The sequence below is a fragment of the Tateyamaria omphalii genome (assembly GCF_014651375.1).
In the GTDB taxonomy this organism is placed as follows: domain Bacteria; phylum Pseudomonadota; class Alphaproteobacteria; order Rhodobacterales; family Rhodobacteraceae; genus Tateyamaria; species Tateyamaria omphalii.
In genome coordinates this window covers 47,418-71,314 of record NZ_BMWT01000011.1, presented here as the reverse complement: position 1 = coordinate 71,314, position 23,897 = coordinate 47,418, and the positions used below count along the sequence as shown (strand labels likewise).

The following is a 23,897-nucleotide window of genomic DNA, read 5'->3' as shown; positions in this document are numbered from 1 at the left end:
ACCCTGCGCCTGGCTGCCGGAACCGGATTACTGGTCCTCTCAGCATTCTGCGGACATGTTCTTGAGCCCATTGGTGACCGCCGCGCGGACAAAACCGTTATTCGATTTTGATAGAAGTTCGGGTCGCGGCGTTATTTGGGATCCAGCCCAGCGGTTAGTTTCGTCAGAAGATGCTGCAGTCTTTTTAGTTCCACCAAGCTGAGTGTCGTGCCCTTGATCATACATGCGGTGATGTCTGGCGCCGTGCGCTGAAGAACGCGGCCTGGATCCGTTAAACTAACTATGACCGCGCGGCCGTCCTGTTTGTCCCGGCTTCGCTTGACTAGGCCTTGTGTTTCGAGACGTTGGAGCAGTGGTGTTAGAGTGCTGGTCTGCATCCGCAGTTTCCCTGCAAGTTCAGTCACTTTTTGCCTATCCCTTTCCCACAACAGGGTGAGCGTAATGTACTGCGGGTAAGTTAATCCCAGGCGGTTCAAGAGCGGTGTATATGCGCGGTTAATCACATGAGAAGCAGCATAAATTCCGTAGCAGAACATGTCCTCTGCACGTGTTGGAACCTCATTAACTGTCAAGGGAGTCTCCTGATTTTTACATCGCGCGCGATATAAGTATTGACATAAATGAGTGTGCGCCTCAATTGTATATTTATATCGTATGCGACATAAATAGGAGAAATCATGTCCTGGTTGCCCAGTTTAGAAACCACATCCCCAGAGGAAGGGTTTGATTTGGCTATCAAGCTCGCACGAATGGCGGTTAAAATAACTCAACCTGATGACGCAGCGCGCAGTAAGATGCGGCCAGACTACGCTCACAACGCTGATAGCTTAACGATGGCATCACACGTTGTTGCGACACATTTTCAAACTGTCGCCCAAGCAAACAACTATTGGCGTTGAGGTGCGAACCGCGACTGAAACACGCAACAAAGGGACTTGGCCGATATTTGCCCTTAGCTGCCATTTTCTGCATCAACGAAGAATGTCCGATACCTGGCCTCAATTGCTTGATGCAAGTCCGTTGACTTGCAAAGGGTGAGCCTTGTGCGTTGCGAAAAACCACTAAGCATTAAAATCAATGACTTAACGACACTGAAAAGGCAAAACTATGTATCATTCTACACTCTTGTGAGATGACAGATCGTTTTGTGTTTTTGGACACATGGGCCTGACTGCACGGTGTAGCGTCGTTTTTGCGCTTCCAATTCCCGTCAGCCAGTCCGCCCCCAGTCGTCTAGGCTTTTGACCAAGGATAATCTGATGCGCCAGAGCCGCGTTTGCTGCACAATTGTGGCAAACGGGCTTTGTCATGGCCGAACACCATCTTCCCTTGACCCAAACAAATCTCAAGATTTGTGATCACCCGGTCGTAGCATGACAGGATGGAACCAGGTTTGCATCCCGTGCTGAGATATCGATGAGCAAGGGAGGTGGGCACTTGTTTGCAGTGTACCTCTGAATGACCCCGGACCTGCACCGTTCCACGGCCTGAGGATAGCTCGCCAAGAGGTGGGGCAGGGCAGGTCATTCACCTGCGGTCCGAGGCTGGCTTGGTCCTTGTCGCGCGCAAGCTTCGCGATGGGTTGCGATACCAAATGACGGACACAACCGTTGCCACTGGCGGGTATCAGATTGCAATCACCGCTCGGTGCAAGTGCGTTTCGGTTGTGCACCGAACGGGCTGGAACGATCTCCCTCTGAGCGGGCTGGGGTGTTTGGCTTGTCCAAACCCCGTTTGCCTACAAAAAGAGTCGACGGTTGATAGTCCGCTACAATTGGTGAGTACGACCCATAAGAAGCATTCGACACATAGTTGGTTCTCTCCAGTCGCAGTCCGCATTGTGGACATGAGCTGCTGACGCGAAATCCGTAACCGGCCGAGCTCACATTCTGCAGGGCAAAGCGAGCCTTTGATCTTGCACTATGCACGTCCGGCTCCCAGCAAAGGCAGAGCACCTTGGTGCATTTTTTAACCATAGGCACCGCAAGATTGCCTGTATTGTCGCATCCGCGAACGAAATAACTTGCTGGAATACAGGTACTGCCCTGCGAATTGCCTTCTGCAAAAGGTGTTCACGAACAATCCAACTTTGCCTGTGCACGATCAATAACGGCGCGGAGGACGAAATGCCCAAGCAAGAAGAACCCATTGGCCCAGAGGTCGGAGCTTTGGCCCCAAACAATGATCTGAAAGATGATACAGGATCCGCCCTTAAGCTCTTTGACCTTATGGGCGACAACGGCGTCGCCGTTGCTTTTGTTCGCTCACTTGGTTGGTGCCCGTTTTGCAAGAAGCAGATCAGGTTGCTGAATGAGGTGCGCGACGACTTGGAAGGGCTGGGTTGGAACGTGGTGTCGTTGACATACGATGCACCAGAAGTACTGCAGGCGTTTCGCAAGAAAACCGGCGTCCACCTCGACTTGCTGTCCGACGAAGGGTCTGCCGCCATTGACGCGTACGATCTGCGGAACAAAGGCGTAAAACCTGGAGGTAAGTCTGTCGGCGTGCCACATGCTGCTGTGGTGTTTGTCGGCAAGGATGGAACTGTCAAAGAGATGCTTCGCCACAAAGGGTACCAAACACGGCCAAGTGCTGAGGATGTTGTTGCGGCGGCGAAAGCCCTTTCAAATTAAGGTACGCCACCCATGAGACAAGCTCTCCAAACAATTCTGATCTTCTTGGCCATCATCCCACTTGGCTTCGGCGCATTGAACCTGTTTGTCGGGGCGGAGCGATTTCTGCCAGTTGAGAACATAACCGCTGCAATCGATAGCCAACTCCGATTTCAATCGGCGTGGTATCTTGCGCTCGCCGCGATCATCTTGTGGATGGTTCCAAGGATCGAACGTAAGACCACCCTGTTCAGGATCATCATCTTGAGCCTTTTCGTCGGCGGCATTGCCCGAGCGTGGTCCTGGTTCATGCTTGGCAGTCCACCAGTGGGAATGCAGTTCGGTATGTATTTGGAACTCGCGTTGCCATTGCTATTGCCCCTGCAGGCACGGGTCGCAAGAGAAACCAAGGCCGCACGACATTGACCATCTGACCCGTTGAAGCCGCGCCCTTTTTCACAATGCGGTCTTTTCTTGCGCGGTCCTCCCCTCAGGCTGCGGCTTCGATGACCGTCACCAATAACGGCTCAAACGCGATCAGACCTTTTAGACCCTTAGCGAACTCAAAAGTTTGATCGTAGCTGTACGCGGTCTTGGTCGCGAGCAATTTTTCGCTGCCGTCTGTCAGATTGTAGTAAGTGGCATCGCCCTCCAGGGGGCAGCGCGTCTTCTTTGCTTGCGAGATGGCCAACGGCGCGATGATGGGCTCTTTGAGAAATAGATCACGGGATCATAGAGGCGATATCCCATTTCCAGAATACGGATTGCCGAATGACTCTCAGCCAGAAGCTGTCGGCTGGATTGTGGATGGTGTTTTCTGCCAAGGTCACCGAAGACGGGTCAAATTCGACATTCATGGCGGGTGTCTTCTTGCGCTATTGAGGAAGCAGGTCGGTGATCCGCAACTGATCGTCATGATGCGGCTTATTTCCTTCAAAGACCGACCGGACTCCTCCGACCACTCATTGATTGCGCTTTGCACCGACTAGATATTTGAGGGTAGCGTACAGTCGATGTGTCCTTGCAGAGCTTATCAAAACATTCATAGCTCATCATGACCTTGGTTCCGACGTTGAACCCCGCAAATGTGGCCTCAAAACCCGACCACATTCGGTGGACAACTTTCCAGTTGAAGCCTGCTTGGAAGATCGCGCGGGGTCATCTTTGCAAGCTTCCGATCGCCAGGTATTGCAGCAATCGAACCTGATGATTTCGACGGCTCAAAACTGTCGAAGACAGCGTCTTCGCCGCCCTTCCGCTCAATGCTAATTTCAAGAGCCTCGTCCAAGGTGCGCATGTTTTACTCCAATGTCGGTCAGGAATTTCAGGCCGGGGTGTGCGCGCCGCCCGGCCTGGCATTGCTGGCGATCAGTTGCCCGGTGACGCGAGGAACAGTGTCAGCTCATCGAAGTTGTGCAACTCGTTGCGGCGGTCGATATGCGTTGCAAATTCCGGATCAGCGAAGAGCGCCTGAAGACCTGAGGGGTCTTCCACTCGCCAGAGGTTCAGTTGAAGCGGCTCGTCTGGGCCACGTCCAGCGGCCTTGGCGCCGATGGGAAAGGTGGCAATCTTGGTCAGACCGTGACGTTCGGCAATGGGCTCGATGGATGCTTCATATTCAGCACGTTCTTCCGCGCCATATCCCTCGTTCATCACCACCAGATCCACCAGAACAGCGGCATCCGTGATCTGGCCTTCATCCAGAGCCGAACCACCCATGTAGATGGTCAATGCACGCATGTTGTGGATTTCATCGCGCTGACCCGTGTGCGGCACATATTCAGGGTCTTCCAGCACGGCTTGCAGAGCCGCAGGACTGTCCATTTCCCAGACTAGAAGCCGGGCCGCATCTTCCAACGCACCGTCGAGATGGGCGTCGAGGTTGTAACGGTGCAACACCGACATGCCGTGGCGCTCCGTGACTGGGCGGATCAGTTCTTCGTAGTCGATGCGCTCTTGCAGTTCGACGCCGTTGTTGAGGACGACGAAATCGAGCATGATGGTTTTCTCTTGAGCGAACGCGGCACCAGGCGCGAGCAGGGCGGTGGCGGCAAATGCCGAAAAAAAGCGGCGTGTTATTGAAAGCATGTGGGTCTCCATAGGTTTGTCACCGAAGCGGCGATAAAGAGAACCTAAGAAGATCAAAAACGAACCAAAACAGACAATATTGTGGTCGGCTCGTTGCAATAATGGTCCATGTCGCTGCTGAATGATCAGCTCTGAAATCGTCGCCTGTTTTTTGCAATCTGGTCGGCGAAATAGTCAACAAATGCGCGTACTCTGGCCGTGTCTCTCAGGTCGCTGTGCAGAAGAAGCCAAAGCGATCGGTCCTGTCTTGCATCACTTCCGGGAACGCGGACGATGCGGTTATCAGCGTCGCCCAGAAACGCCGGAATCCAGACCATTCCCATACCATTTGCCGCAGCCTCTATCTGCATGAACACTTCAAACAGCGAGTGTCTTTGAGGCGCATTTGGGAATGGAGTGGTCTTGACCCAAGACCCTTCGTCGCCCCACCCCAGCCATTCTGCATTGCTGCCATCACCGATTTGAGGCGTTCCAACTGATTGGAGATAGTCTGGTGAGGCAAATGCTGCAGCCGTGTAATCTACAAGACGTCGGCCGACCACATTGTCATCCACACGGCGCGCGGCCCGGATCGAAACATCGGCCTCGTGACGTTCCAAATCGGAGATTTCGTTCGTCGCGATCACATCGACATCAATCTCGGGGTACTCCATCGCGAAGCCCGCCAATATAGGTGCAAAAAATGCACCCGCAAAAGATGGCGGTATGCTGACAGTGATGCGACCGCGAGGGATATTGTCCTGACCATAGAGCTGTCGTTCCATCTCCAATGTTTGACGTTCGACGCGCTCGGCGTGACTAAGCAGCAACTCGCCCGCAGATGTCAGGCGCAGTCCTGTACCAGACCGTTCGAAGACCCGAGTTTGCAGTGAGTCCTCTAATCGCTCGATGGCACGCCGAACGGTTGCGTGTCCGCTCTTAAGCACTTCAGATGCGGCTCTGAAGCTGCCCGCTCGATGCGTTGCAAGAAAAATTCTCAGCGTGTCCCAATCAAAATTCATGGAGATCCTTCGAAGTGCGCCTGGATCATTTTTGAACCGGGTATCGCCAATATCTTCACTCGCGCAATCATTTTGTGTCAACCAAATTGCGGTCACCAACCATCGACGCATTCCCGCTTCGATCCACGATTTGGAGACCTGAACATGACAAAACTCACATACCTCGTCGCGGCCGCTTCTGCTTCAGCCTTGGCGCTAACCTCATCTGCTTTCGCAGAAAGCCGCACTGAAAACCTTTCTAGCGGCTCAATCATTTCCATCGCCCTGGTGGATGCCAAGCATGAGCACCGCAACGTGTTCATGGACGAGCTTTTTCCATCCGTTTTACCTGCTATCGAAGACGCAGGTGGCCGCCTGGTCGCAACTTTTGAGACCATCGATGTCGAAGAGGGTAACTACACGCCCCAGCACATCATGCTGCTGGAATGGCCTTCAATGGACGCCTTTGAGGCGGCTGCCACCGATCCACGCAATCTTGCCGTCCTGGACCGGCGGGCGGAAGCCATGCGTGACTTCACATTGGGCTTCTTCACCATCCCAGAGGACGTGAAGCTGACCCTAGAAGACGGTGTCGTCTATGAGTTCTTTGCAGGCATCCCGGCAGGACCGGAAACACCGAACCAACTGCAAACCTTCTTCCAGAATGTCATTCCGACCGCGTTGGAATATGGCCGGGTCGACGCGATGCTAATGCAACCGGTGGAAAGTGAACGCAACGGTTACTTCCGTCCGATTGCTGGACTGGCAACCTGGCCCTCGGCGGCCCACTTCGAACAGTTCACCGAGACAACCGTCTTCCGCGAAAACATCGAAGCCTACCGCAACCCGGCCTTTGTGGAACTGGAGCTGATTAATACTTACTTTGTCGAGTGATGTTTGGCCCAAGGGTCTTCGGGCCCGACTGACTTGACCAGAGAGGGGACGTTCTCAGCGGCGCTGAGAGCGTCCTTTTCAGTGCCGTTCCTGCGTTCCGCCGATGAAGTCCGATCGCACATTGATTTCCTCGTGCAGGAACTTGGCAAAAACACGAACCCGTTCCATGCGGCGCAAGTCAGGATGCGTCAGAAGCCAGCCCGGATAAGAATCAACAAGCTTTGCCCCCGGAACCCGAACAAGGCCATGAATCGAGTCACCCATGGGACAAGGGAGTGAAGCCATTCCCATGCCTTGAACTGCAGCTCGGGCATGAAGACTCAGGTTTGGCATTCTCCATTTGATCGGCGCCTTTGGAAAGTTCTCTTTGCGCGCGCGAAGCGACAACGGGCCATCTTCGTGCCAGCCGATCCATTCGGGGCTTATCGGCGTGTCCCCGTCCCAATGTTGAGAGATGTATTCGGGCGAAGCAAATACCGTTTCCCGAAATTCCGGCAGCCGGCGGCCCACGAGGTAGTCGTCGGGCTTATCGGAAAACCGAATAGCCAAGTCGGCATCACGCCGAGAGAGATCGGCCTGTCCATATGTCGAATTCAGCTCGATGGTTATCAGCGGGTAGTCTTTTTGAAACTGTTCCAGCATCGGCAGCAACACGTATTCCGTTACCGGCGGTGGGGCGGTCAGACGTATGTCACCTTGAAGCCGAATGTCACTGCCTATAACGGAGCGCTCCAGTTCCATCATCTCAGCCTCAATCTGCTGCGCACGTGCCAGAATGCGCGCACCAGACGCGTTGGGCACAAACCCGTCCGGGGTGCGATCGAAGAGCTTGGTACCAAAGCGCTGTTCCATGGCGTCGAGCCTGCGCGAGATCGTTGAATGGCTGACCTTTAGGCGTGCCCCGGCAGCTCGGGCAGTGCCTCCGCGTTCCAATGCCAGGAAAATCTGCAGGTCATTCCAATCATTCCGCATTGTCGATCCCTTGGTGCATTTTTGAGCCATGCCCAACGCAAAATTGGCTGTGTCGGTTCGAATTTGATCGACTTACCTTGGCTTTGCAACCTCAAACAGGAGATCAAATATGACCGCCGCCAACGTCACCGAGCGCGACTTTCCGATCCATACAGCGGAGACCGCACCTGATCCGTCAAAGGAAGCCATCAACTGGTATGTCGAGAATTTCGGCATGGTTCCGAACCTCGCTGGCATTCTCGCCGAGAGCCCCGCTCTGCTGACCTCCTATTGGCAGACCCAGAATAATCTGTTGGCCAACGCAGCCCTCAGTCCGCAGGAAATCAACATCGTTCAAACCAGCGTAGCCCATGCCAATGCCTGCCAATATTGCGTGGCCGGTCACACCGCCTTTGGCAAAATGGAAATCTTCGGTAACACCGATGAGCAACTGAATGCCGTCCGCCAGGACAAAGTCTTCGAAGACCCGAAGATGGAGGCCCTGCGTGATTTCACGCTGCTCGTCCTGCGCAATCAAGGCCGCATGGCGTCCAGCCAGCTTCAGAACTTCATCGACGCTGGTTTCTCGCGTCAGGCAGCACTGGATGTCGTGGCCTGCGTGGCAGCCAAGGTGATGTCGAACTATGCCAATCAGATCGCAATGACACCGGTGGATGAGGCTTTCGCACCACTCACCGCCGATCTGCCCTACCGCGAGGACCGCGCAGTTCACACAGCTGCAGTAGCCGCCGAATAAGGGCGGCCGGAACGGGCGCATGCCCGTTCCCTCCCTGCAATGAAAAATCGTCAGGAGAACTCCAATGCAACTGTCCCGTCTCTTCACTTACAGCTTCAATCCGAATGTTGGTCTCTATGATCGCGTGTTCCGCATCATCTCAGGCTTGGCGCTCACACTTCTCCCATTTGTCACTTCCACGGCCGTGCCCATGTGGTTGGCAACGATGATGGCGATCTTCGGGCTTGCGTGGTTGATGACCGGCGCAGTGAGTCGGTGCGGGATGTACTACATGTTGGGTCTATCCACCCGGAAAGGTGGGTGAGTATCATGGCACGTTTCGCCGGAAAATCTGTGATCATTACAGGCGGCAACAGCGGCATCGGACTTGCGACCGCCAAGATGTTCGCCGCCGAGGGTGCCCAAGTCGCCATCACCGGCCGTTCACAAGAAAAGCTGAGCACCGCAAAGGCTGAAATCGGCGGAGATGTTCTGGGCAAGTCGGTCGATATGACCTCTGTCGAAGCCATTGGTTCCTTCGTTGAAGACGTCGCGGCCAAGTACGGCAAGATTGACATTGTTGTCGCCGCTGCAGGCGGTGCGGTCGTGCGGCCTTTCGAAATGATGGACGAGGCTTTGTTTGACGAAGATCTCGATCGGAACTTCAAGGGCGCGTATTTCACCGCGCAGAAGGCCCTGCCTCACGTCCGCGACGGCGGCTCCTTTGTCTTCCTCGGCTCTGCCGCAGGATCAAAAGGCTTTGCCGCAATGACGGTCTACGGCCCGTCAAAGGCGGCCCTCCGCGGCCTGGTACGCTCCTTGGCAACCGAGCTGTCGCCGAAAGGTATTCGGGCAAATGTTGTCTCTCCTGGTCCCATCCCAACGCCAGGTATGGACCGCCTTGGACTTCCGCCTGAGCAGATCGAAGGTGTGAAGCAGGAGTTTGTCCGTCAGGTGCCACTCGCTCGCATGGGCACGGTTGAAGATATCGCCAACGCCATCACATTCCTCGCGTCCGATCAGGCTGCTTACATCACTGGCACCGAACTCGCCGTCGATGGCGGGCACGCCCAGGTCTGATCCAGACGTACAAGGCGTTGCCATGGCGAGCCGACGAATTTCAAAAGGTCCAAAATCATGCGCGCCATTGGCTTTTCAAAGAACCTGTCCGTCGACAATGATGATGTCTTTGAGGTGATCGACCTCCCTGAACCGGTTGCCAAGGAACGTGAGTTGCTGGTGGAGATCGAGGCGGTGTCCGTGAACCCCGCTGATGCCAAACTACGCCAAGTTCTCCCTCCTCTCGAGCAGGGGCACCATGTGCTTGGGTTCGACGCGGTGGGCCGGGTTTTATCAACCGGACCCGGAGTTGCCGAGCTTCAGCCCGGTGATCTTGTTTGGTACGCGGGTGCCTTGGGGCGCCAGGGGTCCAACGCTGAGATGCAGGTCGTTGATGAACGGATTGCGTCCAAAGCACCGACGAATATCACGGCTGAAGAAGCGGCAGCCCTGCCTCTAACGTCGATCACTGCTTGGGAAATCATTTTTGATCGCTTCGGTTTAACTCATCGCGGTGGGGAGGGAAAAACCCTGCTGATCATCGGCGGCGCAGGCGGTGTCGGTTCCATCCCGATCCAGTTGGCGAGACATTTCACCAACCTGACCGTTATCGCTACGGCGTCCCGTCCCAAGACCCGTAAATGGGTCAAGGAAATGGGTGCACATCACATCATCAATCATGCGCGTGATATGAAGGCACAGCTCGAAAGGAAGAAGATCAAAGTAGATCTGATCGCGGGCCTCACAGCGAGCGAAACGCATTTTCCAGCCTACGCAGACATAATTGAGCCTCAGGGCAAACTTGTCCTGATTGACGACCCGGACGCCCAAAAGATCGACATCTCCCTTCTCAAGACGAAGTCCGTCGCGCTGATCTGGGAGTTCATGTTCACCCGCCCAATGTTCAGTACATCGGATATGCACAAACAAGGCATCTATCTCGGGCAAACCGCCGCGATGATCGAAGACGGCACCCTGAAAACCACGGCGACTAAGAATTTGGGGCCTCTCACGGTTGGGACGCTGCGCAAGGCGCACGCGATCGCAGAGAGCGGCAAAGCCGTGGGCAAAACTGTTCTCGGCAAACCCCAAATCTGATCCATTCACACTGAAAGGCCATTCCCATGAACAGTTCAATCAATCGCCGCGATCTCTTTAAAACTGCCGTTCTCGCCGCTGGTGCTGGTGTCACGCTTCCGGCGCCGATGGCTCAAGCCCGGACCGTCACGGATAATGCGCCATATGGCCTCGAAATCTCGGCTAGGTTCCCGTTTGAAAAGAAGCGGATCTCGGTGAATGGCTCTGAAATGGCCTATGTCGATGAAGGTGATGGCCCTGTGGTTCTCTTTCTGCATGGCAACCCGACGTCATCTTACCTTTGGCGGAATATCATTCCTTACGTGCAGGGCGATTATCGGGCGATTGCCCTCGACCTGATCGGCATGGGCGACAGCGACAAGCCCAAGATCGGGTATACTTTCGAAGAACATGCAACGTATCTCGACGGTTTTATTGAAGCCCTCGGACTAAGCGATATCACTCTCGTAATTCACGATTGGGGATCTGCCCTGGGGATGCGCTATGCGCGACTTAACCAGGACAACGTGCGCGCCATGTCCTTCATGGAAGCCATTGTCCCACCCTCGATGCCCGTCCCGAGTTATGAAGCCATGGGCGAGACCGGCGAATTGTTCCGCGCCCTGCGCACACCCGGGCAGGGCGAGCAAATGGTTCTGGACGGGAATTTCTTTGTCGAAGAGGTTCTGCCCAACTTTGGCGTGTCACGCGCCATGACAGAGGAGGAGATGGACGCTTACCGAGCGCCATACCCGACGCGCGAAAGCCGTCTGCCCACCCTGCAATGGCCACGCGAGATTCCCATCGGCGGTGAGCCCGAAACCACGACGACCGAGATCGTCGCTAACGGCGAATGGCTCTACGCCAGCAAGATTCCGAAACTGCTTTTCTATTCCACGCCCGGTGTTCTGACCCCCGAACCGGTCGTCGCTTACATGGTGCAAAACGTGCCTAACCTGGAAGTCCGCTTCCTTGGGCGTGGCTTGCACTTCCTCCAAGAAGACCACCCCGACTTGATCGGGGCAGGCATCCACGACTGGCTTCGCCGCAACGCATACTGATCGTCACATAAAACAGAAAGACCAAGACCATGAATATCGAACTATGGGCCCTGCTTGTCGCGGGCATCATGACCTACCTGACCATCCTGTTTCAACAGCTCAACATGTCTGCCTCCCAAGGCAGCGCTTACAGCTTGTCCAATCGGGAAACGCCAATTGAGGAAACGCCTCTGGCGGGCCGCCTCCGTCGCGCAGCGAAGAACGGGACCGAAGCCGTTGCGGTCTTTGCGCCCCTGGTGATCGTCAGCCAAATCGAAGGTGTCTCCAATGCCTGGACCGAGTACGCGGCAATCGCCTTCATGATTGCGCGGGTGCTCTACTTGCCAGCCTACGCGATGGGCCTTGTACCGATCCGCACAATGGTTTGGTCGCTGGGCTTCTTTGCTCTGCCTTTCTACGTCGCCGGCTTCTTCATTGGCTACTGATGTCACATTCGGGTCGGGCCGCATGATGCTGGCCCGACCTTTCGATTTTGAAGGAGCCGCGGAATGAAGCATGAAGATTTTGTAGCCAGACAGAAGCACATCACGCTTGATGCTGTTGCGCACATTCCGATCGACATCGCTTATTCGGACCTGGGCGAAGGCCCGCTACTGATCGTGATGCACGGCATCCCCACCTGGTCATTCCTCTACCACGAGGTCTTGGATCGTTTGGCCAAAACCAACCGTGTTATTGCTCCGGATTTCATCGGGCACGGTATGTCTGATCAGCGGGACCTGTTCGATCGATCCCTGCGCGCGCAAAGAGATATGATCGTCTCACTCATGAACGCGCTGGACATCAGCAACGCCGCGTTGGTCGGTCATGACACTGGGGGCGGTGTTGCTCTCATCATGGCCATTGAAAATGCCGAGCGTGTGGACAAGCTCGTGCTCTCGAATACTGTTGCATATGATAGTTGGCCCATAGACGACATGATCAGCGTTGGTCATCCAGACTGGGCGCGGAGGCCTAACGCAGAGATCCGCGAGTTTCTAGTCGGTGGTTTCGATGATGGCCTGTCGCGCAAGGAGCGCCTAACCAAAGAATTCGTCGAAGGCATCGTTGCGCCTTACATCACTGATGCAGGCAAAGTTAGCCTCGCGCGCAATGCATCAGGCCTGAACACCAGCCACACGACCATGTTGGTTGGGCGTCACCACAAGATTTCTGCGAAAACGTTGCTTGTCTGGGGCGAAGACGACCCTTGGCAACCCATCTCGGATGGAGAACGCCTTGCCAACGACATCCCGGAGGCCAGGCTGGTTCGCGTCAGAAACGCTTCTCATTGGATTCCACAGGATGCACCGGATGAATGGCTTTCCGCCGTCCAACCATTTGTCAGTGCGCCAGCCTGACGCTGCCACCAATCACAAAAAGGAACGCCATGATGACGCTCACTGTTTACGCCGACTCAACACCCAATCCCTACAAAGTGACCATTCTGCTGGAATCCCTAGGTCTGGACTATGACTTGGTACATCTTGATTTTTCCAAGAACGAACAGAAAACGCCTGAGTTCTTAAAGATCAATCCGAACGGCAAGGTGCCGGTCTTGGTCGATGATGGTTTCACCGTGATCGAATCCGGCGCGATCCTGATGCATCTGGCTGAGAAACACGGACGCTTCCTGCCCAAAGATGTGCAGAAAAAGTCTGAAACGTTGCAATGGCTCATGTGGCAGATGGCGGGCCTTGGTCCAGTGTTTGGTCAGCTCCTCGTTTTCGCCGTTGCTTTTGGCAATGAAATGCCCCGCGCAACCAAACGCTACCAGGCAGAGGTTCTGCGCCTTCTGAGTGTTCTGAACAGCGGCCTAGAAGGCAAGGACTGGGTTGCAGCGGGCGAGCACACCAATGCCGACATGGCCATTTGGCCTTGGGTTCGCATGACTGAGCGGGCGCAAATTCCGCTCGTTGACATGCCCAACCTCAAGCGCTGGTACGAGCGGCTGGGACAAATGGATGCCTACATCACAGGCGTCGAAATACTCGGCGACAAACCAGAGGAAACGCGGATGAAGGGCTTTTTTGGTGCCACCGTCGGCGTTGGTTCCTGAAATGAATGGACAGGAGTATCATCTTGTCTTCGACTGTTGAACTTGCAACCTGTCGCGAACGATCGAACAAAAAACTTCTTCCCGAAATGCGCCGCATTCTGGAAGAGGTGGCAGCCGATCTCGATGAGAAGAAGGCGGGCGAGTACGCTGTTGGTGTTGGGACCAATTCCCTGACACAGCTCTGACCAATCACTTCGGACAGCGCTCGAGGTTCCATCGGAGTTTGATTTCGAGTTCTCCATCACGAACATTGGCTGCAGTCCTGCGCATCGGTAGGTACTGACCCTAAGCCGTGATTCACTCGTAGCAGCCCGTGCTGTGATGCGCCCCGTCAAACCGGACCCTCGCTGCAGGCATGCGACTTAATTCTTCGGAAGTTGCTGGAGCGGAGAGGCCACCAGTCTCCATTAAACAATGTAGTCTGCTTGTATCAGAATGATCATTCTGCTACTGTGTTCAAATGCCACGCTCCACGTCGTTCACCTCCGAAGAACTTGCCGACCGCGCGCTTCAGCACTTTTGGGCTAACGGCTTTCATGCGTCGTCGATGGACGATCTGGTGAGGGCTACAGGGGTCAGTCGTCATGGCATTTATGCCAGTTTTGGTGGGAAGAAGACTTTGTTCTTAGCTTGTTTCGACAGGTACCAAACGGCCGTTGTGACACCCGCGTTCAAGGTGGTGGAGGCGCCGGGTGCAACCCTGGAAAGCGTCGCAGACTACTTTGAACGACAAATCTCACTGGGCGAAAGCATGGGGCTCCCTGGGTACGGGTGCTTTGTGGCTAACTCCGCTACAGAGGTTGCACCAGATGACCCCGAAGTTATGGAACAGGTGGCCCTGCACAACAGCAGGCTAAGGCGGGGATTTGCCTCGAACCTGCAAAACACTTCACCCGAGCTCGACACTCAACAGGCGATCCAACTGGCCAACGTCATGGTCATTTTTACAAACGGCTTGTGGACCATGTCGCGAAGTGTGAGCGACGGCGATGAGTTGCGTCAGGCAGTCCAGAACTTTCTCACTCTCCTAACGGAAAACTTGAAATGAGTATGATTGCTCAGACACCGGTTGCCACCAGTCGTTTCGCGTCGTTTAAGATGGCGCTTATTGCCAACTTCATTTGGATCAATGTCTCGGAAGTTTTTCGCTATTTCGTTTTTGTGATGCCAATGATGCGAGACGCCTTTCCGATGGTGCCAGACGTCGCTCCAATGAATCTCCCGGTGTTCATGATTTGGGGCTTTTGGGATACGGTCATGGTTCTCACTGCGACAGTGTTACCTTGGATGGCAATGAGGGTGTTTGGGGCCTGCGCTTTCCGCGCCGTCCTCTATGGCACCGGAGTTTGGCTGGCAGTTTTCGTGATCCTTTGGCTGGGCCTTTACAACATGAACATGGCGACTCTTGGCATCTTAGCCATCGCGCTTCCCTTGGCTTGGGTCGAAATGGTTGTCGCCTCACTGATTGTGTGGTGGCTCATCCCGCTCAACACGCGCCTGGCGTCAACGTGAGGCTTGCCTGGGACGCGGGGAAGAGGGCTCGGGACGTACTATTTGGGTGTCGTTGGTCAGCGACAAGAGGTCAGCCATGTTCACCGCCCGTTTGTCGAACGGTGAAGCATGCCGCCATGCCGAAATCAATCGGTCCTGATACTAGTTCGACTTGTAGGCCACCATCGAAACTTCAACCAGTATTGGCGCCCCAGGTTTACCGCCGGGAAGCGCGTTGACCGCGATTGCCGCGCGGGATGGTGGCATGTCGCCTTCATTCCAGTAGGTTGCGTAGACCTCGTTGAACCCGCCATAGAGCGAGATATCGGAGAGATAGACCGTCGTGCGCACCGCGTCATTGAAACTGTAGCCTGCTTCGTCCAGCACAGCCTTGAGGTTTTCCATAACAATCTTTGATTGATCTTGGATGTCGTTCTCGCCGTCAGCAGCGTGGGCTGGCAGAGCGCCTTTCACATACGGGATTTGACCGGCCACATAGAGAAAGCCGTTGTCGGTCTTGATACCCGGCGTGTATGGCGCGATCGGAATGTTGCCTTCCGGATAGATACCGGTGCGAGCTTGGTCGGCGGGTGCTGCACTGGCGGCCAAGATAGCCAGTACAACAGTGGCCGAAGCAATACGGTTCTTCATTTTGAGATCCATTCTTTTTTGGGAATTTTTACTTCGCGGCTTCGATGATCATATCCGCGACAAATTTGGGCTGGGACACCGCGACGGCGTGGCTGGCATCAACTTCTCGGGCGATGGCGCCGATTTTCTTGGCAAACTGACGCTGCAATTCTGTCGGCGTCATGTAGTCTTCGCCCGCGATGACATAGAAGCTGGGCTTGTGCTCCCAGGCTGCATGGCTGACCGGTTCCCCAAGGGCCTTGCTGTTCAGAAGCCCTTGCGTAGCAGCCATGATTTCCGCTTCACCTCTGGGTACGTCATGTGCAAACAGGTTTGCCATCGCGTCATCTGGTAGGAAGAAATAGCCGGCCTCGTCCTGTTGCAAGGCCGCGATCCCGGGGGCTGGGAACTTGTCCAACTCAGCTGCTTCACCAAGGCTTTGACCTGCATCGGGTGCGTAGGCGGCGACGTAGACCAGCGACTGAACTTTGTCGTTCAAACCGGCCTCTGTGATGACTTGGCCACCCCAGGAATGGCCAACGAGAACAACGGGACCCTTTGCGCGGCTGATGGCTCTGTCGGTAAAGGCGACATCACCAGCCAGTGAGTCCAGCGGGTTTTGTACCGAGATCACTTCGAGTCCGGCCTGTTCCAAGAAGGGTGTGACTTCCGACCACGCCGAGCCGTCGGCAAAAGCGCCATGAACGAGGACCACGGACTTCGCCGTCAGCTGGGTACCGTCGGCTGATGCGGAATTCGTCAACACGGTTGCGGCAACGAACGCGGATGTCAGGGCAGCTTTGATAGTCATTTGCTTATCCTTGTGAGCTATTAAATAGTGTGCAAAGTAATAAGCCATCTCAATGATAGAGTCTACAAATAATTAGGGGGCTACATTTTTGGCTGGGATGCACTTGTACTTTGAGATGCCGCCGACCTCCCGAGGGTCAGGCCGTCAAGACATTCCAAGACGGATGGCGTTCAGCTCTTTGATCAACCTCTGCGCCTGATCGCCGTCCACGTTGACGATGCAGCCCAAGCGTTCAGGAATATCCCCAGCTTTGTCCCGCAGCGCTTTACCGGCATCTGTCAAGGACACCACAACGGATCTTTCGTCTTTCTTGCTGCGGGTTCGTGTGACAAGGCCAAGCGTTTCCATGCGTTTGATCATTGGCGTCGCGGTTGCACCTTCGATTTCCAGTTTCTCCGCGATCTGTTGCACTGCTAGGTCACCATGCTGCCAAAGAACGAGAAGGGTCAGGTATTGCGGATAGGTCACGCCCAGGTCTCCCAAGAGATCGGCATAGGCCTTGGTGAACGCGCGTGAAGTGGCGTAGAGTGCAAAGCAAAGCTGATCTTGCAGCAGTGGCGCTTGGGGTGTTGATCCATCAGGCAATGCAGATGTTCCTCGAAATATCGTGCACTTTTTTCTAGTAGGCTAAGACTTCCGGCACAATAGGGGCCTTTCGCGCGGTTGTAGCGAGCGAACGGAAAGTTCGCGTTGGCTAAGTTCACGCTGTCCCGCATTTTACAGATGCGGCGAATGGCGGGAATGTGGCTCGACCACAAAAATTGAACCGTTGGGTCGGATGCCAGGGCTTTGGGTCAGCAAGCTGCCACAGTCGATGCCTTTGGTGGTGCGTAGCGCCGTTAGAAGCATCAACGGCAAATCCTAGAAGAGCTTACTGACGGGGTAATTTGGCCGCATACTTTGCGAGCAGGATCAGATGCTGAGAAAACAGTTTTTGTGCAGATGGCCAAAGTTGGCTGTCCGGCATATGCGAATTCAAGCCAGTTGGACGGCGACAACGACCCCCGGACCAAAACAGTCTCGGTGGTGAGCGCCTAGCAAATGCCAAAACCTGGGAAAACTGGAACTCGGCAAACGAGTCTCTTAATTTGTCCGACTTGCTGATAGCTCTCGACCTAAATGAGCCCGATCTTGCCTTTCCGATGGCCTTTTCCTCCCGCTGTGCCACTGCGGTCGATCAGGTTTCCTTTGGCTGTTGACGAGGCAATGAAAGCATTCCCGCGCAGACAACTGCGGAAATACCAAAAAATGAGAGTACATCAGGCAGTTCGTGAAAAACCACGGCGCCCCAAATCAAGCCGAAAACAAGATAGCTGTAGTCAAACGCTGCCACGGTAGCGGGCGGACCGTTCTGATATGCAAGAGCGGCTCCGACGCTGCCAACAAGGATTATTGCGGAAAGCATGGCGACAACACCCAAGAGCTTCATGTCTAGCTCTTGCCACGGGCCAAAGATGAACGAACCGTCTTGCCCTGCAAAAACACCCAAACCCGCACCTGTTAGGATAAACGCAATGTTTAGTGCCAGTGCCAGTGCAAACGGGTTGTCTTTTCTGCACTTATGAGCGGTTAGGACCATTGCGCATGCATAAAGAAGCGCCGCAAGTAGCGGCAGCAGTGTCGCTAAGTTAAATCCTGAAGCGTCCGGTCGAAGAACCAGAAGAACTCCTGCAAAGCCCAAAACGACTGCTGTCATCACAGCTTTAGGCGGCCTTCGTCGGTTCAGCAACGCAACGAGCAGAGTGATCATGATCGGCGCCGTATAGTACGCCGCAGCAGCGAGGGAGAGGGGCATAAAGGGTAAAGACGAATAGTAGCAAAGCCACATTGCGACCAACAGAAGCGAGCGCACAACTACCCATCCAATGGATTCAAACGATACTTTGCCAGCGCGATACGCAAGCACGCAAAGGATCGGTAGCGCCAATGCCGATCGAAGGACGTACATTTGCCAAAGTGGTAAGCCAAGTCCTGTAACTTTTATTATGGCGTCGCCCAGAGACAAGAACAACACAGCAGTGACAATGGCCATCACAGCAAAGCCAGTTCGATATTTAGGTGGCGCTTCGGTCATGACTTCCTCTTGCCTGCGCGCGAAGGTGCGTTACCCCCATACGCCGCAAGCACTGCGCCAACGAAGTAAACTGCCAGACCCGTCATCGTCGCGGACGCGTATGCCACCCGACCTTCCATGAGTTGCAAAAAAAACACGAAAAGAGGTCCCAGAGCAGTAACTGCCGCAAGAGACAATGATGGCATCAGGGAGATAGCCTTTTGCATTGCGAATACCGGGAAAGCGATGACAGCTACCCCGACAAGAACGATGAATAATAGGCCAATGGGCTCAAAGCCCCCCTTGTCATCGAGCCCAAACGCAACTGCCAACAATGCGATCAACACATATAGTGGGAATCTTAGACCGTACTGGGCAAACGGGGCGACCCCCAGGCGATCCAACCGCTGACTATAGATCATCATGAATGCCAGGCTGATGGCAGATATGACGCTAAGCACAACGCCGATGAGAGCCGCAATTGTGTTGCCTCTGACGAAGCCCGAGCGCCCAAGCAAGGTGATCGCTGCAAGATACACGACACCGGCTACTACTATCGCCAGGCCCAGGGCTTCAACTTTGTTGCGCAACCCTGATGCTTCCGGAACTCGCATGATCGACGCGACAACTATGGTCGCAGGTATCAAGCCGGAGAAGATTGTGAATGCTACAGTTGGCTCGATGAGTTGCAATGCATAGAAATAGGAGACCCAAACAACCGCAGTTGATAGGTTCAATCCTAAAAGACTACTGCTGTTTGCCCATGCAATCTGGAGTTGAGAGGGGGTAAACACGTTGGCCCACAGAAGCGTTCCAAAGGCGGTAGTGCCAAAGACCGCCGCGCCAACAAGGAAGGAATCGTAGCTTTGGAAGACTCCGCCGAAAAACACTGCCTGCACTGCCTCCAGCAATACAAAGGATAACGCCCAGATCAGACCGCGCAATTGACCACTCGTCATCTTACTTCTCCGCTCTACTGATGTGACGTGCTGCCCAATGCCTCAGTCGAAGGTCTTGATCGCTGTGTGTGTCTGATCAGACTCTTGAGATGACAAACTTCACTATGAACTCAAAAATGCGGCCATGAACAAACTCGCGTTGAAACTGGACAGCGAAGCAGATTTCTGGATTTTCGCCACCTTCCTTAAGCAACTGGACTGCTGTTGGCCTGCAGAGAGGAAAAACGTCCATCGGCGCAGAAGCCGGGATGAAACTTTGATTGGCATCGACGCCCTGAATTGGAATAGTTGGGTACTGTCCCAACTCAACTATCTGCACTTCGGTGGATCCTGACAGGGTTGGCTGAACAACTGCCTGAAGGAACTCCGGCGCAATTGCGACTACTCCGTTTATACGATTGTCGCGAACCGTTGTCTCGAGGTCGCGATGGTCCTCCGCGGAAATGTTTGCCAGAATGGCACCTAACCAATCACAATCGGCGTGGGGCTTCTCTACATTTGGGTCGCATTCGGCGGCTACCCGATCAGCATCCAGTGACATTCCGGCGACTCTGAGCGCGACAGTGCCACCAAGCGCAAAACCGACGACGACAGTGTGATCTGAGTCAATCCGTTGGCTCCAAGCATCATCTGAGTGTAAAAAGTCCAGAGCTCGTCTAAGATCTTCAGCACGCACCCGGATTTCGCGCATCGCGAACTCCGGATCATTGAGATTTGGAGAGTTAACTTCCACGGCTATGAAGCCGTTTCGTGCCAAACGTGCGCCAAGCCAAGCCCCGCTATCCTTTGCAGAGCGATACCCACCGTGTGACAAAAGCACCAAGGGACGCGGACCTTCCGCTGGAACCGCGTCAACAACTGCCTGCGATCCCACGAACACCGCGTTTCCAGCAAATTCGATTGTGTCAGTCTGTTCAGTTGGAAACCAAACTGTAAGCTGCAGTTTTCGAAGTGTATCGGATTGAAGCACTACAATAGTCACTCCGGCCTGATTTTGATTGTAGCAATTGGCACAAGTCAACAGGGCAAGCGAGAGAATAAGACGGAGCATAATTTGCGCCCTGCGTTGTAGCTATTTGTGCGTCTGCCACTCGGGAATGAGCGGGACGTTTCATTGCCGTAGTACACCCATAGGTGGCGATCAAATATCTCGCAAAAATCGAAACCTGTGCATTTGAAGAACCGGTTCGGAGATGAACAGTGGGTTACAGTAAGGATGCGAGATCAAGACAACTGTTGGGCCATGTAAATCAAATGACGGATGAGATCGGTTTCTACCCTCATTCTTCAGGCAGTGTTTGTCGCAGTTGTGAGCCCCGGGCCAGCAACCTTAGCCACCTCAGATACGTCGATGCGAGCAGGTTCGAAGGCCCGACTGGCGGTGTCGTGCGTTAAATGATCGGCTTTCTCGTCCGGTCTGTTTCGACAGCACCAGGCTTGGCCGCCGTCATGAGGACAAATGTCTGGACCTTCGAGGCGGTGTGCTATTTTGGAACGGTGTGCCTGATATTTTTTGTTCAAACTGGGCAGCTCAGCACTCGTTGAGAAACAGCTGCAGATTGCTCCAATGTAAGGTTTGGAGAATAGCGCTCCACCTGACGAACCCGAAAGCAGTCCTGCCTTTTGCCGCTCTTTATTCGCTTGGCGTGCCAACCACTGCCACTGTTGCGCAACTAATTACAGTCGTTGTCGCGGCTGTCGCGATACAGAGTTGCTTTGAGTTTTTCGGGTAGGCTTTGCCATTATCAACCGAAAAAATGACGTGCTTCCATATGCAACTGAGGTGCTTGTTGGAAAGGCTCTTTGTGCTTGGTTTCGGGCTTTCCGGTGTCCGGTTCTAGCTGCTCGTTTTTCGTAGATCCCTACCGTACAATGATGCTCAACATCGGCTCGCTCACGCCAACGCATCGGTGCGCTTCAAGGAAAATCAGTTTCTCAAAAGTTCCGGATTGGAACTTTCGATCCAGACATGGAGGTCACTTGAGTTAAAGTCTGCACGACTGAGTACATCGAAGTCGATCCTGGGAGGAACCAAGGTGTCATTAAGTGCGCTTGACTTGCTTATACCCAGAACAACGACATCGGCCATCTCGTCGGCGTGTGAAAGCCATCAGATTTTCGTACGTCGTGCTCCGTCGACGGTCAGGGGCATTCACCCGGAAATGTCCTGTTTGGGGACAGCAAAACTCGTTTGTGATCCTCGGGACGCAAGCTCGCTTCTTGAGGCATTTAATGGCATTGGACGCGGCGACGTGGTTGTGGTCGATAATCGCGGACGCGTGGACCATGCATGTCTTGGTCAACTCTTGGTTCTTGAAGGAATGGCGGCCGGGGCGTCAGGGTTCATCGTCTGGGGATGTCACCGTGACCATTTGGCTTTGCGGACAATGGGATTCCCCGTTTTCAGTTGCGGCCCAGTTCCAAACGCCTTTCCAACAAACCGCCAGCACGAACTACGAGATTCGAGGTCGGTTGCATTTATTGGCGAGGCTGCAGTCACCGACAATGACATCGTCTTTGCCGACGAGGACGGAGTTCTCTTTCTCTCTGGGCATCAACTTGATTCGATATTGCCGCTCAATACAGCTCACATCTGGCCAACAGCTAAAGCTGGCTTCCACAACAAGATGCAAGATTACAAGAGGTTGGCAAGATGAACGAAGTGCTTCAGGTAGTCATCGAAATAGATCACCTTGTTCTCACGGTTTGCGATGTTGCTAAAACGTGTGAATTCTACAGCACTGCGCTTGGAATGGAGGTTGTAGAATTCGAGGAGGGCGGCAGGGCGCTGGCCTTTGGAAGACAAAAAATCAATCTCCACGAGGTGGGAAAGGAATGGGAACCCGGAGCAGGGCGCCCAACGGCAGGCAGCGCAGATATTTGCCTCGTTACCTCTTGGCCAATGTCGCAACTCACTGAACACTTCCGGGCGCTCAAAATCGACATTGAAATCGGTCCAGTGCCTGGAACGGGTGCGCAAGGGGATATCGTTTCAATCTACATTCGTGACCCGGACGAAAATCTGATTGAGATTTCAAGCTATCGGTTCGTCGATGAGTAAACACACAACGGTGCAAGTGCTCGTGAAAGGCCCTCTGATCATGGTTCATGCGTTTCTTTTGAGCTTAACGATCGTGTTTCCAACGATTGCCCAGAACGATGTGATCACTAAGATCGGTCGTTCGACCTTCTCTTATCTGGGCCATGGTCGATGACGGTTATGGGACACTGCGATGATATTCCAACAAGACCCAATACTGATATCGACCCTTGTCGGAAAAGCGTTCGAGCAGCGGTTTCGCGAAGACTGATACTTGGTGGAATGGCGTCGGCCTTCCTGCCACATTTGGTTCAGGCACAAGATGCCGTAACACCCCCCGCCACGATAAACGACGGATGGCAAGTTGTCAGCCTGACTGAAGCCAACCTCGATCCGGAAATGGTTCGCGAATTGACTAACTCAATCGATGCAGGTGTCAGTTTTCCAAACATTCATGCGGTCCTGGTGGAACATCGAGGGCGGCTCGTACTCGAACACTATCGACCGGGCCTTGATTGGGCATTCGAAGAACCGCTCGGCGTCGTGGAACACGGCCCCGCAACGCGGCATGACATTCGTTCCGTCACAAAAAGTGTCACTTCACTTCTCCTCGGAATTGCCCTTGCAGGGGCTTCGGAACAAGCGCTCTTTCAGTCAATCACAGATCTCCTTCCATACAGAGACGATTACGGGAATCACCTGGATAGGATTACACTGCATCACGTCTTGACGATGACTGCTGGATTGGTCTGGAATGAGACAATTGTTCCCTACAACGAACGGAACGATTTCATTCGGCTTTTGACCCGACCCGACCCAGTTGATTTCGTTTTTTCCAAGGGCATGCTCGAGACGCCGGGTAGCCGTTGGACATATAACAGCGGCCTGACCGAACTCACAGCTGGCGTGATTGAAAACCTCGTCGATGAGGCTTTTCCAGATTTTGCTCGGACGGCGCTTTTCGAACCTCTTGGTATCACAGACTATGAGTGGAGCCTGCCACCCGCTTGGGGGCCTGACAGCTTCCCAAGTGCTTCGGCGGGCCTCCGCATGCGCGGACGGGATCTCGCAAAAATCGGTTCGCTGGTCCTGCATGACGGCGCGTGGAAGGGTCGCCAAGTCGTGCCCCTCGATTGGATTCGAACATCGGTTTCTCGCCATGTGCGCGATACCCCTTGGGGCCATTCGGGTGTCTATGGTTACGGCTACTTTTGGTTCCCAGGAACGCTTTTGAGCGGCCACGACGTGATCCGTGCGTCGGGCTGGGGCGGGCAGTCTATCCATGTCCTCCCGGAATTGGGACTTTCAGTCACGATCTTTGCAGGAAACTATGGAGAAGGAGGAACCGACCTGGGTGAGCGGATTGTAGGTCGGCTCATCAGCGCGCTCAATTTAACGTAAATCAAAAAAGGAAAAC

At 54.3% G+C, this 23,897-nt stretch carries 30 protein-coding genes; 18 read left to right on the top strand and 12 right to left on the bottom strand.

Features of this window, described 5'->3' with window-relative positions:
* Window positions 1–131 precede the first annotated feature (131 nt).
* Window positions 132–572, bottom strand: coding sequence for a MarR family winged helix-turn-helix transcriptional regulator (locus IE087_RS22585; protein ID WP_229801547.1), 441 nt, complete (start codon window positions 570–572; stop codon window positions 132–134).
* Window positions 573–677: 105 nt separating this feature from the next.
* Between IE087_RS22585 and IE087_RS22580 the strand changes: the two genes are divergently transcribed.
* The 3 genes from IE087_RS22580 (at window position 678) to IE087_RS22570 (ending at window position 3,038) form a co-directional block, all read left to right on the top strand.
* A complete protein-coding gene (locus IE087_RS22580) occupies window positions 678–899 on the top strand; it encodes a hexameric tyrosine-coordinated heme protein (RefSeq protein WP_189371842.1) in 222 nt (73 codons plus the stop codon).
* Window positions 900–2,126: 1,227 nt separating this feature from the next.
* Window positions 2,127–2,633, top strand: a complete 507-nt coding sequence (locus IE087_RS22575) for a redoxin domain-containing protein (protein ID WP_189371841.1) — start codon at window positions 2,127–2,129, stop codon at window positions 2,631–2,633.
* A 12-nt stretch (window positions 2,634–2,645) separates the two neighbouring features.
* Window positions 2,646–3,038, top strand: coding sequence for a DUF4345 domain-containing protein (locus IE087_RS22570; RefSeq protein WP_189371840.1), 393 nt, complete (start codon window positions 2,646–2,648; stop codon window positions 3,036–3,038).
* A 64-nt stretch (window positions 3,039–3,102) separates the two neighbouring features.
* On the opposite strand, the gene IE087_RS22565 is transcribed toward IE087_RS22570, so the two are convergent.
* From IE087_RS22565 to IE087_RS22550, 4 genes are all read right to left on the bottom strand, one after another.
* Window positions 3,103–3,303, bottom strand: coding sequence for a DUF427 domain-containing protein (locus IE087_RS22565; RefSeq protein ID WP_189371839.1), 201 nt, complete (start codon window positions 3,301–3,303; stop codon window positions 3,103–3,105).
* A 402-nt stretch (window positions 3,304–3,705) separates the two neighbouring features.
* A complete protein-coding gene (locus tag IE087_RS22560; RefSeq protein ID WP_189371838.1) occupies window positions 3,706–3,909 on the bottom strand; it encodes a hypothetical protein in 204 nt (67 codons plus the stop codon).
* Between the two features lie 71 nt (window positions 3,910–3,980).
* Window positions 3,981–4,700 carry a DUF1330 domain-containing protein gene (locus tag IE087_RS22555; RefSeq protein WP_189371837.1) on the bottom strand — a complete coding sequence of 240 codons (720 nt, stop codon included), beginning with the start codon at window positions 4,698–4,700 and terminating at the stop codon, window positions 3,981–3,983.
* A gap of 125 nt (window positions 4,701–4,825) precedes the next feature.
* A complete protein-coding gene (locus tag IE087_RS22550; protein WP_189371836.1) occupies window positions 4,826–5,701 on the bottom strand; it encodes a LysR family transcriptional regulator in 876 nt (291 codons plus the stop codon).
* A gap of 144 nt (window positions 5,702–5,845) precedes the next feature.
* Between IE087_RS22550 and IE087_RS22545 the strand changes: the two genes are divergently transcribed.
* On the top strand, window positions 5,846–6,574 hold the full coding sequence (locus IE087_RS22545) for a DUF1330 domain-containing protein (RefSeq protein ID WP_189371835.1): 729 nt from the start codon (window positions 5,846–5,848) through the stop codon (window positions 6,572–6,574).
* Between the two features lie 78 nt (window positions 6,575–6,652).
* On the opposite strand, the gene IE087_RS22540 is transcribed toward IE087_RS22545, so the two are convergent.
* Window positions 6,653–7,546, bottom strand: coding sequence for a LysR family transcriptional regulator (locus tag IE087_RS22540; protein WP_189371834.1), 894 nt, complete (start codon window positions 7,544–7,546; stop codon window positions 6,653–6,655).
* Between the two features lie 109 nt (window positions 7,547–7,655).
* On the opposite strand from IE087_RS22540, the gene IE087_RS22535 reads away from it, so the two are divergent.
* The 11 genes from IE087_RS22535 to IE087_RS22485 all read left to right on the top strand — a co-directional run bounded on the left by IE087_RS22535 (window position 7,656) and on the right by IE087_RS22485 (window position 15,008).
* Complete coding sequence (locus IE087_RS22535) at window positions 7,656–8,282, top strand: carboxymuconolactone decarboxylase family protein (protein WP_189371833.1); 627 nt, start codon at window positions 7,656–7,658, stop codon at window positions 8,280–8,282.
* A 64-nt stretch (window positions 8,283–8,346) separates the two neighbouring features.
* Window positions 8,347–8,586 carry a YgaP family membrane protein gene (locus IE087_RS22530; protein WP_189371832.1) on the top strand — a complete coding sequence of 80 codons (240 nt, stop codon included), beginning with the start codon at window positions 8,347–8,349 and terminating at the stop codon, window positions 8,584–8,586.
* A 5-nt stretch (window positions 8,587–8,591) separates the two neighbouring features.
* Window positions 8,592–9,341, top strand: a complete 750-nt coding sequence (locus IE087_RS22525) for an SDR family oxidoreductase (protein ID WP_189371831.1) — start codon at window positions 8,592–8,594, stop codon at window positions 9,339–9,341.
* A 57-nt stretch (window positions 9,342–9,398) separates the two neighbouring features.
* Window positions 9,399–10,418, top strand: a complete 1,020-nt coding sequence (locus IE087_RS22520) for a zinc-binding alcohol dehydrogenase family protein (RefSeq protein WP_189371830.1) — start codon at window positions 9,399–9,401, stop codon at window positions 10,416–10,418.
* A gap of 26 nt (window positions 10,419–10,444) precedes the next feature.
* A complete protein-coding gene (locus IE087_RS22515) occupies window positions 10,445–11,458 on the top strand; it encodes a haloalkane dehalogenase (protein ID WP_229801546.1) in 1,014 nt (337 codons plus the stop codon).
* A 29-nt stretch (window positions 11,459–11,487) separates the two neighbouring features.
* Entirely contained in the window at window positions 11,488–11,883 is a 396-nt protein-coding gene (locus IE087_RS22510; RefSeq protein WP_189371829.1) for an MAPEG family protein, read from the top strand.
* Between the two features lie 63 nt (window positions 11,884–11,946).
* Window positions 11,947–12,798, top strand: a complete 852-nt coding sequence (locus tag IE087_RS22505) for an alpha/beta fold hydrolase (RefSeq protein WP_189371828.1) — start codon at window positions 11,947–11,949, stop codon at window positions 12,796–12,798.
* A gap of 29 nt (window positions 12,799–12,827) precedes the next feature.
* Window positions 12,828–13,496 (top strand): glutathione S-transferase family protein, encoded by a 669-nt coding sequence (locus tag IE087_RS22500; RefSeq protein WP_229801545.1) that lies wholly within the window; start codon window positions 12,828–12,830, stop codon window positions 13,494–13,496.
* A gap of 23 nt (window positions 13,497–13,519) precedes the next feature.
* Window positions 13,520–13,681, top strand: coding sequence for a hypothetical protein (locus IE087_RS22495; RefSeq protein WP_189371826.1), 162 nt, complete (start codon window positions 13,520–13,522; stop codon window positions 13,679–13,681).
* Window positions 13,682–13,956: 275 nt separating this feature from the next.
* Window positions 13,957–14,544 carry a TetR/AcrR family transcriptional regulator gene (locus IE087_RS22490; protein ID WP_189371825.1) on the top strand — a complete coding sequence of 196 codons (588 nt, stop codon included), beginning with the start codon at window positions 13,957–13,959 and terminating at the stop codon, window positions 14,542–14,544.
* Complete coding sequence (locus IE087_RS22485; RefSeq protein WP_189371824.1) at window positions 14,541–15,008, top strand: hypothetical protein; 468 nt, start codon at window positions 14,541–14,543, stop codon at window positions 15,006–15,008. Before IE087_RS22490 ends, IE087_RS22485 begins: the two co-directional genes overlap by 4 nt.
* A gap of 141 nt (window positions 15,009–15,149) precedes the next feature.
* Here IE087_RS22485 and IE087_RS22480 read toward each other — a convergent pair whose 3' ends face one another.
* The 6 genes from IE087_RS22480 to IE087_RS22455 form a co-directional block, all read right to left on the bottom strand.
* A complete protein-coding gene (locus IE087_RS22480) occupies window positions 15,150–15,638 on the bottom strand; it encodes a RidA family protein (RefSeq protein WP_189371823.1) in 489 nt (162 codons plus the stop codon).
* 28 nt (window positions 15,639–15,666) lie between these two features.
* The gene (locus IE087_RS22475; protein ID WP_189371822.1) at window positions 15,667–16,428 is read right to left on the bottom strand and encodes an alpha/beta fold hydrolase; all 762 of its coding nucleotides are present in this window, start codon (window positions 16,426–16,428) and stop codon (window positions 15,667–15,669) included.
* Window positions 16,429–16,572: 144 nt separating this feature from the next.
* Entirely contained in the window at window positions 16,573–17,013 is a 441-nt protein-coding gene (locus tag IE087_RS22470; protein ID WP_189371821.1) for a MarR family winged helix-turn-helix transcriptional regulator, read from the bottom strand.
* Window positions 17,014–17,605: 592 nt separating this feature from the next.
* Window positions 17,606–18,502: a DMT family transporter gene (locus IE087_RS22465; RefSeq protein ID WP_189371820.1), complete on the bottom strand. Its 897-nt coding sequence runs from the start codon at window positions 18,500–18,502 to the stop codon at window positions 17,606–17,608.
* On the bottom strand, window positions 18,499–19,440 hold the full coding sequence (locus IE087_RS22460) for a DMT family transporter (protein ID WP_189371819.1): 942 nt from the start codon (window positions 19,438–19,440) through the stop codon (window positions 18,499–18,501). Before IE087_RS22460 ends, IE087_RS22465 begins: the two co-directional genes overlap by 4 nt.
* 76 nt (window positions 19,441–19,516) lie before the next feature.
* Window positions 19,517–20,491: an alpha/beta hydrolase family protein gene (locus IE087_RS22455; RefSeq protein WP_189371818.1), complete on the bottom strand. Its 975-nt coding sequence runs from the start codon at window positions 20,489–20,491 to the stop codon at window positions 19,517–19,519.
* Between the two features lie 859 nt (window positions 20,492–21,350).
* On the opposite strand from IE087_RS22455, the gene IE087_RS22450 reads away from it, so the two are divergent.
* From IE087_RS22450 to IE087_RS22440, 3 genes are all read left to right on the top strand, one after another.
* A complete protein-coding gene (locus IE087_RS22450) occupies window positions 21,351–22,097 on the top strand; it encodes an RraA family protein (RefSeq protein ID WP_189371817.1) in 747 nt (248 codons plus the stop codon).
* Complete coding sequence (locus tag IE087_RS22445) at window positions 22,094–22,501, top strand: VOC family protein (RefSeq protein WP_189371816.1); 408 nt, start codon at window positions 22,094–22,096, stop codon at window positions 22,499–22,501. Before IE087_RS22450 ends, IE087_RS22445 begins: the two co-directional genes overlap by 4 nt.
* A gap of 150 nt (window positions 22,502–22,651) precedes the next feature.
* Entirely contained in the window at window positions 22,652–23,881 is a 1,230-nt protein-coding gene (locus tag IE087_RS22440; RefSeq protein WP_308425491.1) for a serine hydrolase domain-containing protein, read from the top strand.
* The last annotated feature ends 16 nt before the right edge of the window (window positions 23,882–23,897 follow it).

Bases quoted from the DNA above. Each gene is read 5' to 3' on its own strand.
- IE087_RS22580 (WP_189371842.1), top strand. From the start codon at position 678: ATGTCCTGGTTGCCCAGTTTAGAAACCACATCCCCAGAGGAAGGGTTT.
- IE087_RS22575 (WP_189371841.1), top strand. From the start codon at position 2,127: ATGCCCAAGCAAGAAGAACCCATTGGCCCAGAGGTCGGAGCTTTGGCC.
- IE087_RS22570 (WP_189371840.1), top strand. From the start codon at position 2,646: ATGAGACAAGCTCTCCAAACAATTCTGATCTTCTTGGCCATCATCCCA.
- IE087_RS22560 (WP_189371838.1), bottom strand. From the start codon at position 3,909: ATGCGCACCTTGGACGAGGCTCTTGAAATTAGCATTGAGCGGAAGGGC.
- IE087_RS22555 (WP_189371837.1), bottom strand. From the start codon at position 4,700: ATGCTTTCAATAACACGCCGCTTTTTTTCGGCATTTGCCGCCACCGCC.
- IE087_RS22550 (WP_189371836.1), bottom strand. From the start codon at position 5,701: ATGAATTTTGATTGGGACACGCTGAGAATTTTTCTTGCAACGCATCGA.
- IE087_RS22545 (WP_189371835.1), top strand. From the start codon at position 5,846: ATGACAAAACTCACATACCTCGTCGCGGCCGCTTCTGCTTCAGCCTTG.
- IE087_RS22540 (WP_189371834.1), bottom strand. From the start codon at position 7,546: ATGCGGAATGATTGGAATGACCTGCAGATTTTCCTGGCATTGGAACGC.
- IE087_RS22535 (WP_189371833.1), top strand. From the start codon at position 7,656: ATGACCGCCGCCAACGTCACCGAGCGCGACTTTCCGATCCATACAGCG.
- IE087_RS22530 (WP_189371832.1), top strand. From the start codon at position 8,347: ATGCAACTGTCCCGTCTCTTCACTTACAGCTTCAATCCGAATGTTGGT.
- IE087_RS22525 (WP_189371831.1), top strand. From the start codon at position 8,592: ATGGCACGTTTCGCCGGAAAATCTGTGATCATTACAGGCGGCAACAGC.
- IE087_RS22520 (WP_189371830.1), top strand. From the start codon at position 9,399: ATGCGCGCCATTGGCTTTTCAAAGAACCTGTCCGTCGACAATGATGAT.
- IE087_RS22515 (WP_229801546.1), top strand. From the start codon at position 10,445: ATGAACAGTTCAATCAATCGCCGCGATCTCTTTAAAACTGCCGTTCTC.
- IE087_RS22510 (WP_189371829.1), top strand. From the start codon at position 11,488: ATGAATATCGAACTATGGGCCCTGCTTGTCGCGGGCATCATGACCTAC.
- IE087_RS22505 (WP_189371828.1), top strand. From the start codon at position 11,947: ATGAAGCATGAAGATTTTGTAGCCAGACAGAAGCACATCACGCTTGAT.
- IE087_RS22500 (WP_229801545.1), top strand. From the start codon at position 12,828: ATGATGACGCTCACTGTTTACGCCGACTCAACACCCAATCCCTACAAA.
- IE087_RS22490 (WP_189371825.1), top strand. From the start codon at position 13,957: ATGCCACGCTCCACGTCGTTCACCTCCGAAGAACTTGCCGACCGCGCG.
- IE087_RS22485 (WP_189371824.1), top strand. From the start codon at position 14,541: ATGAGTATGATTGCTCAGACACCGGTTGCCACCAGTCGTTTCGCGTCG.
- IE087_RS22480 (WP_189371823.1), bottom strand. From the start codon at position 15,638: ATGAAGAACCGTATTGCTTCGGCCACTGTTGTACTGGCTATCTTGGCC.
- IE087_RS22475 (WP_189371822.1), bottom strand. From the start codon at position 16,428: ATGACTATCAAAGCTGCCCTGACATCCGCGTTCGTTGCCGCAACCGTG.
- IE087_RS22465 (WP_189371820.1), bottom strand. From the start codon at position 18,502: ATGACCGAAGCGCCACCTAAATATCGAACTGGCTTTGCTGTGATGGCC.
- IE087_RS22460 (WP_189371819.1), bottom strand. From the start codon at position 19,440: ATGACGAGTGGTCAATTGCGCGGTCTGATCTGGGCGTTATCCTTTGTA.
- IE087_RS22455 (WP_189371818.1), bottom strand. From the start codon at position 20,491: ATGCTCCGTCTTATTCTCTCGCTTGCCCTGTTGACTTGTGCCAATTGC.
- IE087_RS22445 (WP_189371816.1), top strand. From the start codon at position 22,094: ATGAACGAAGTGCTTCAGGTAGTCATCGAAATAGATCACCTTGTTCTC.
- IE087_RS22440 (WP_308425491.1), top strand. From the start codon at position 22,652: ATGACGGTTATGGGACACTGCGATGATATTCCAACAAGACCCAATACT.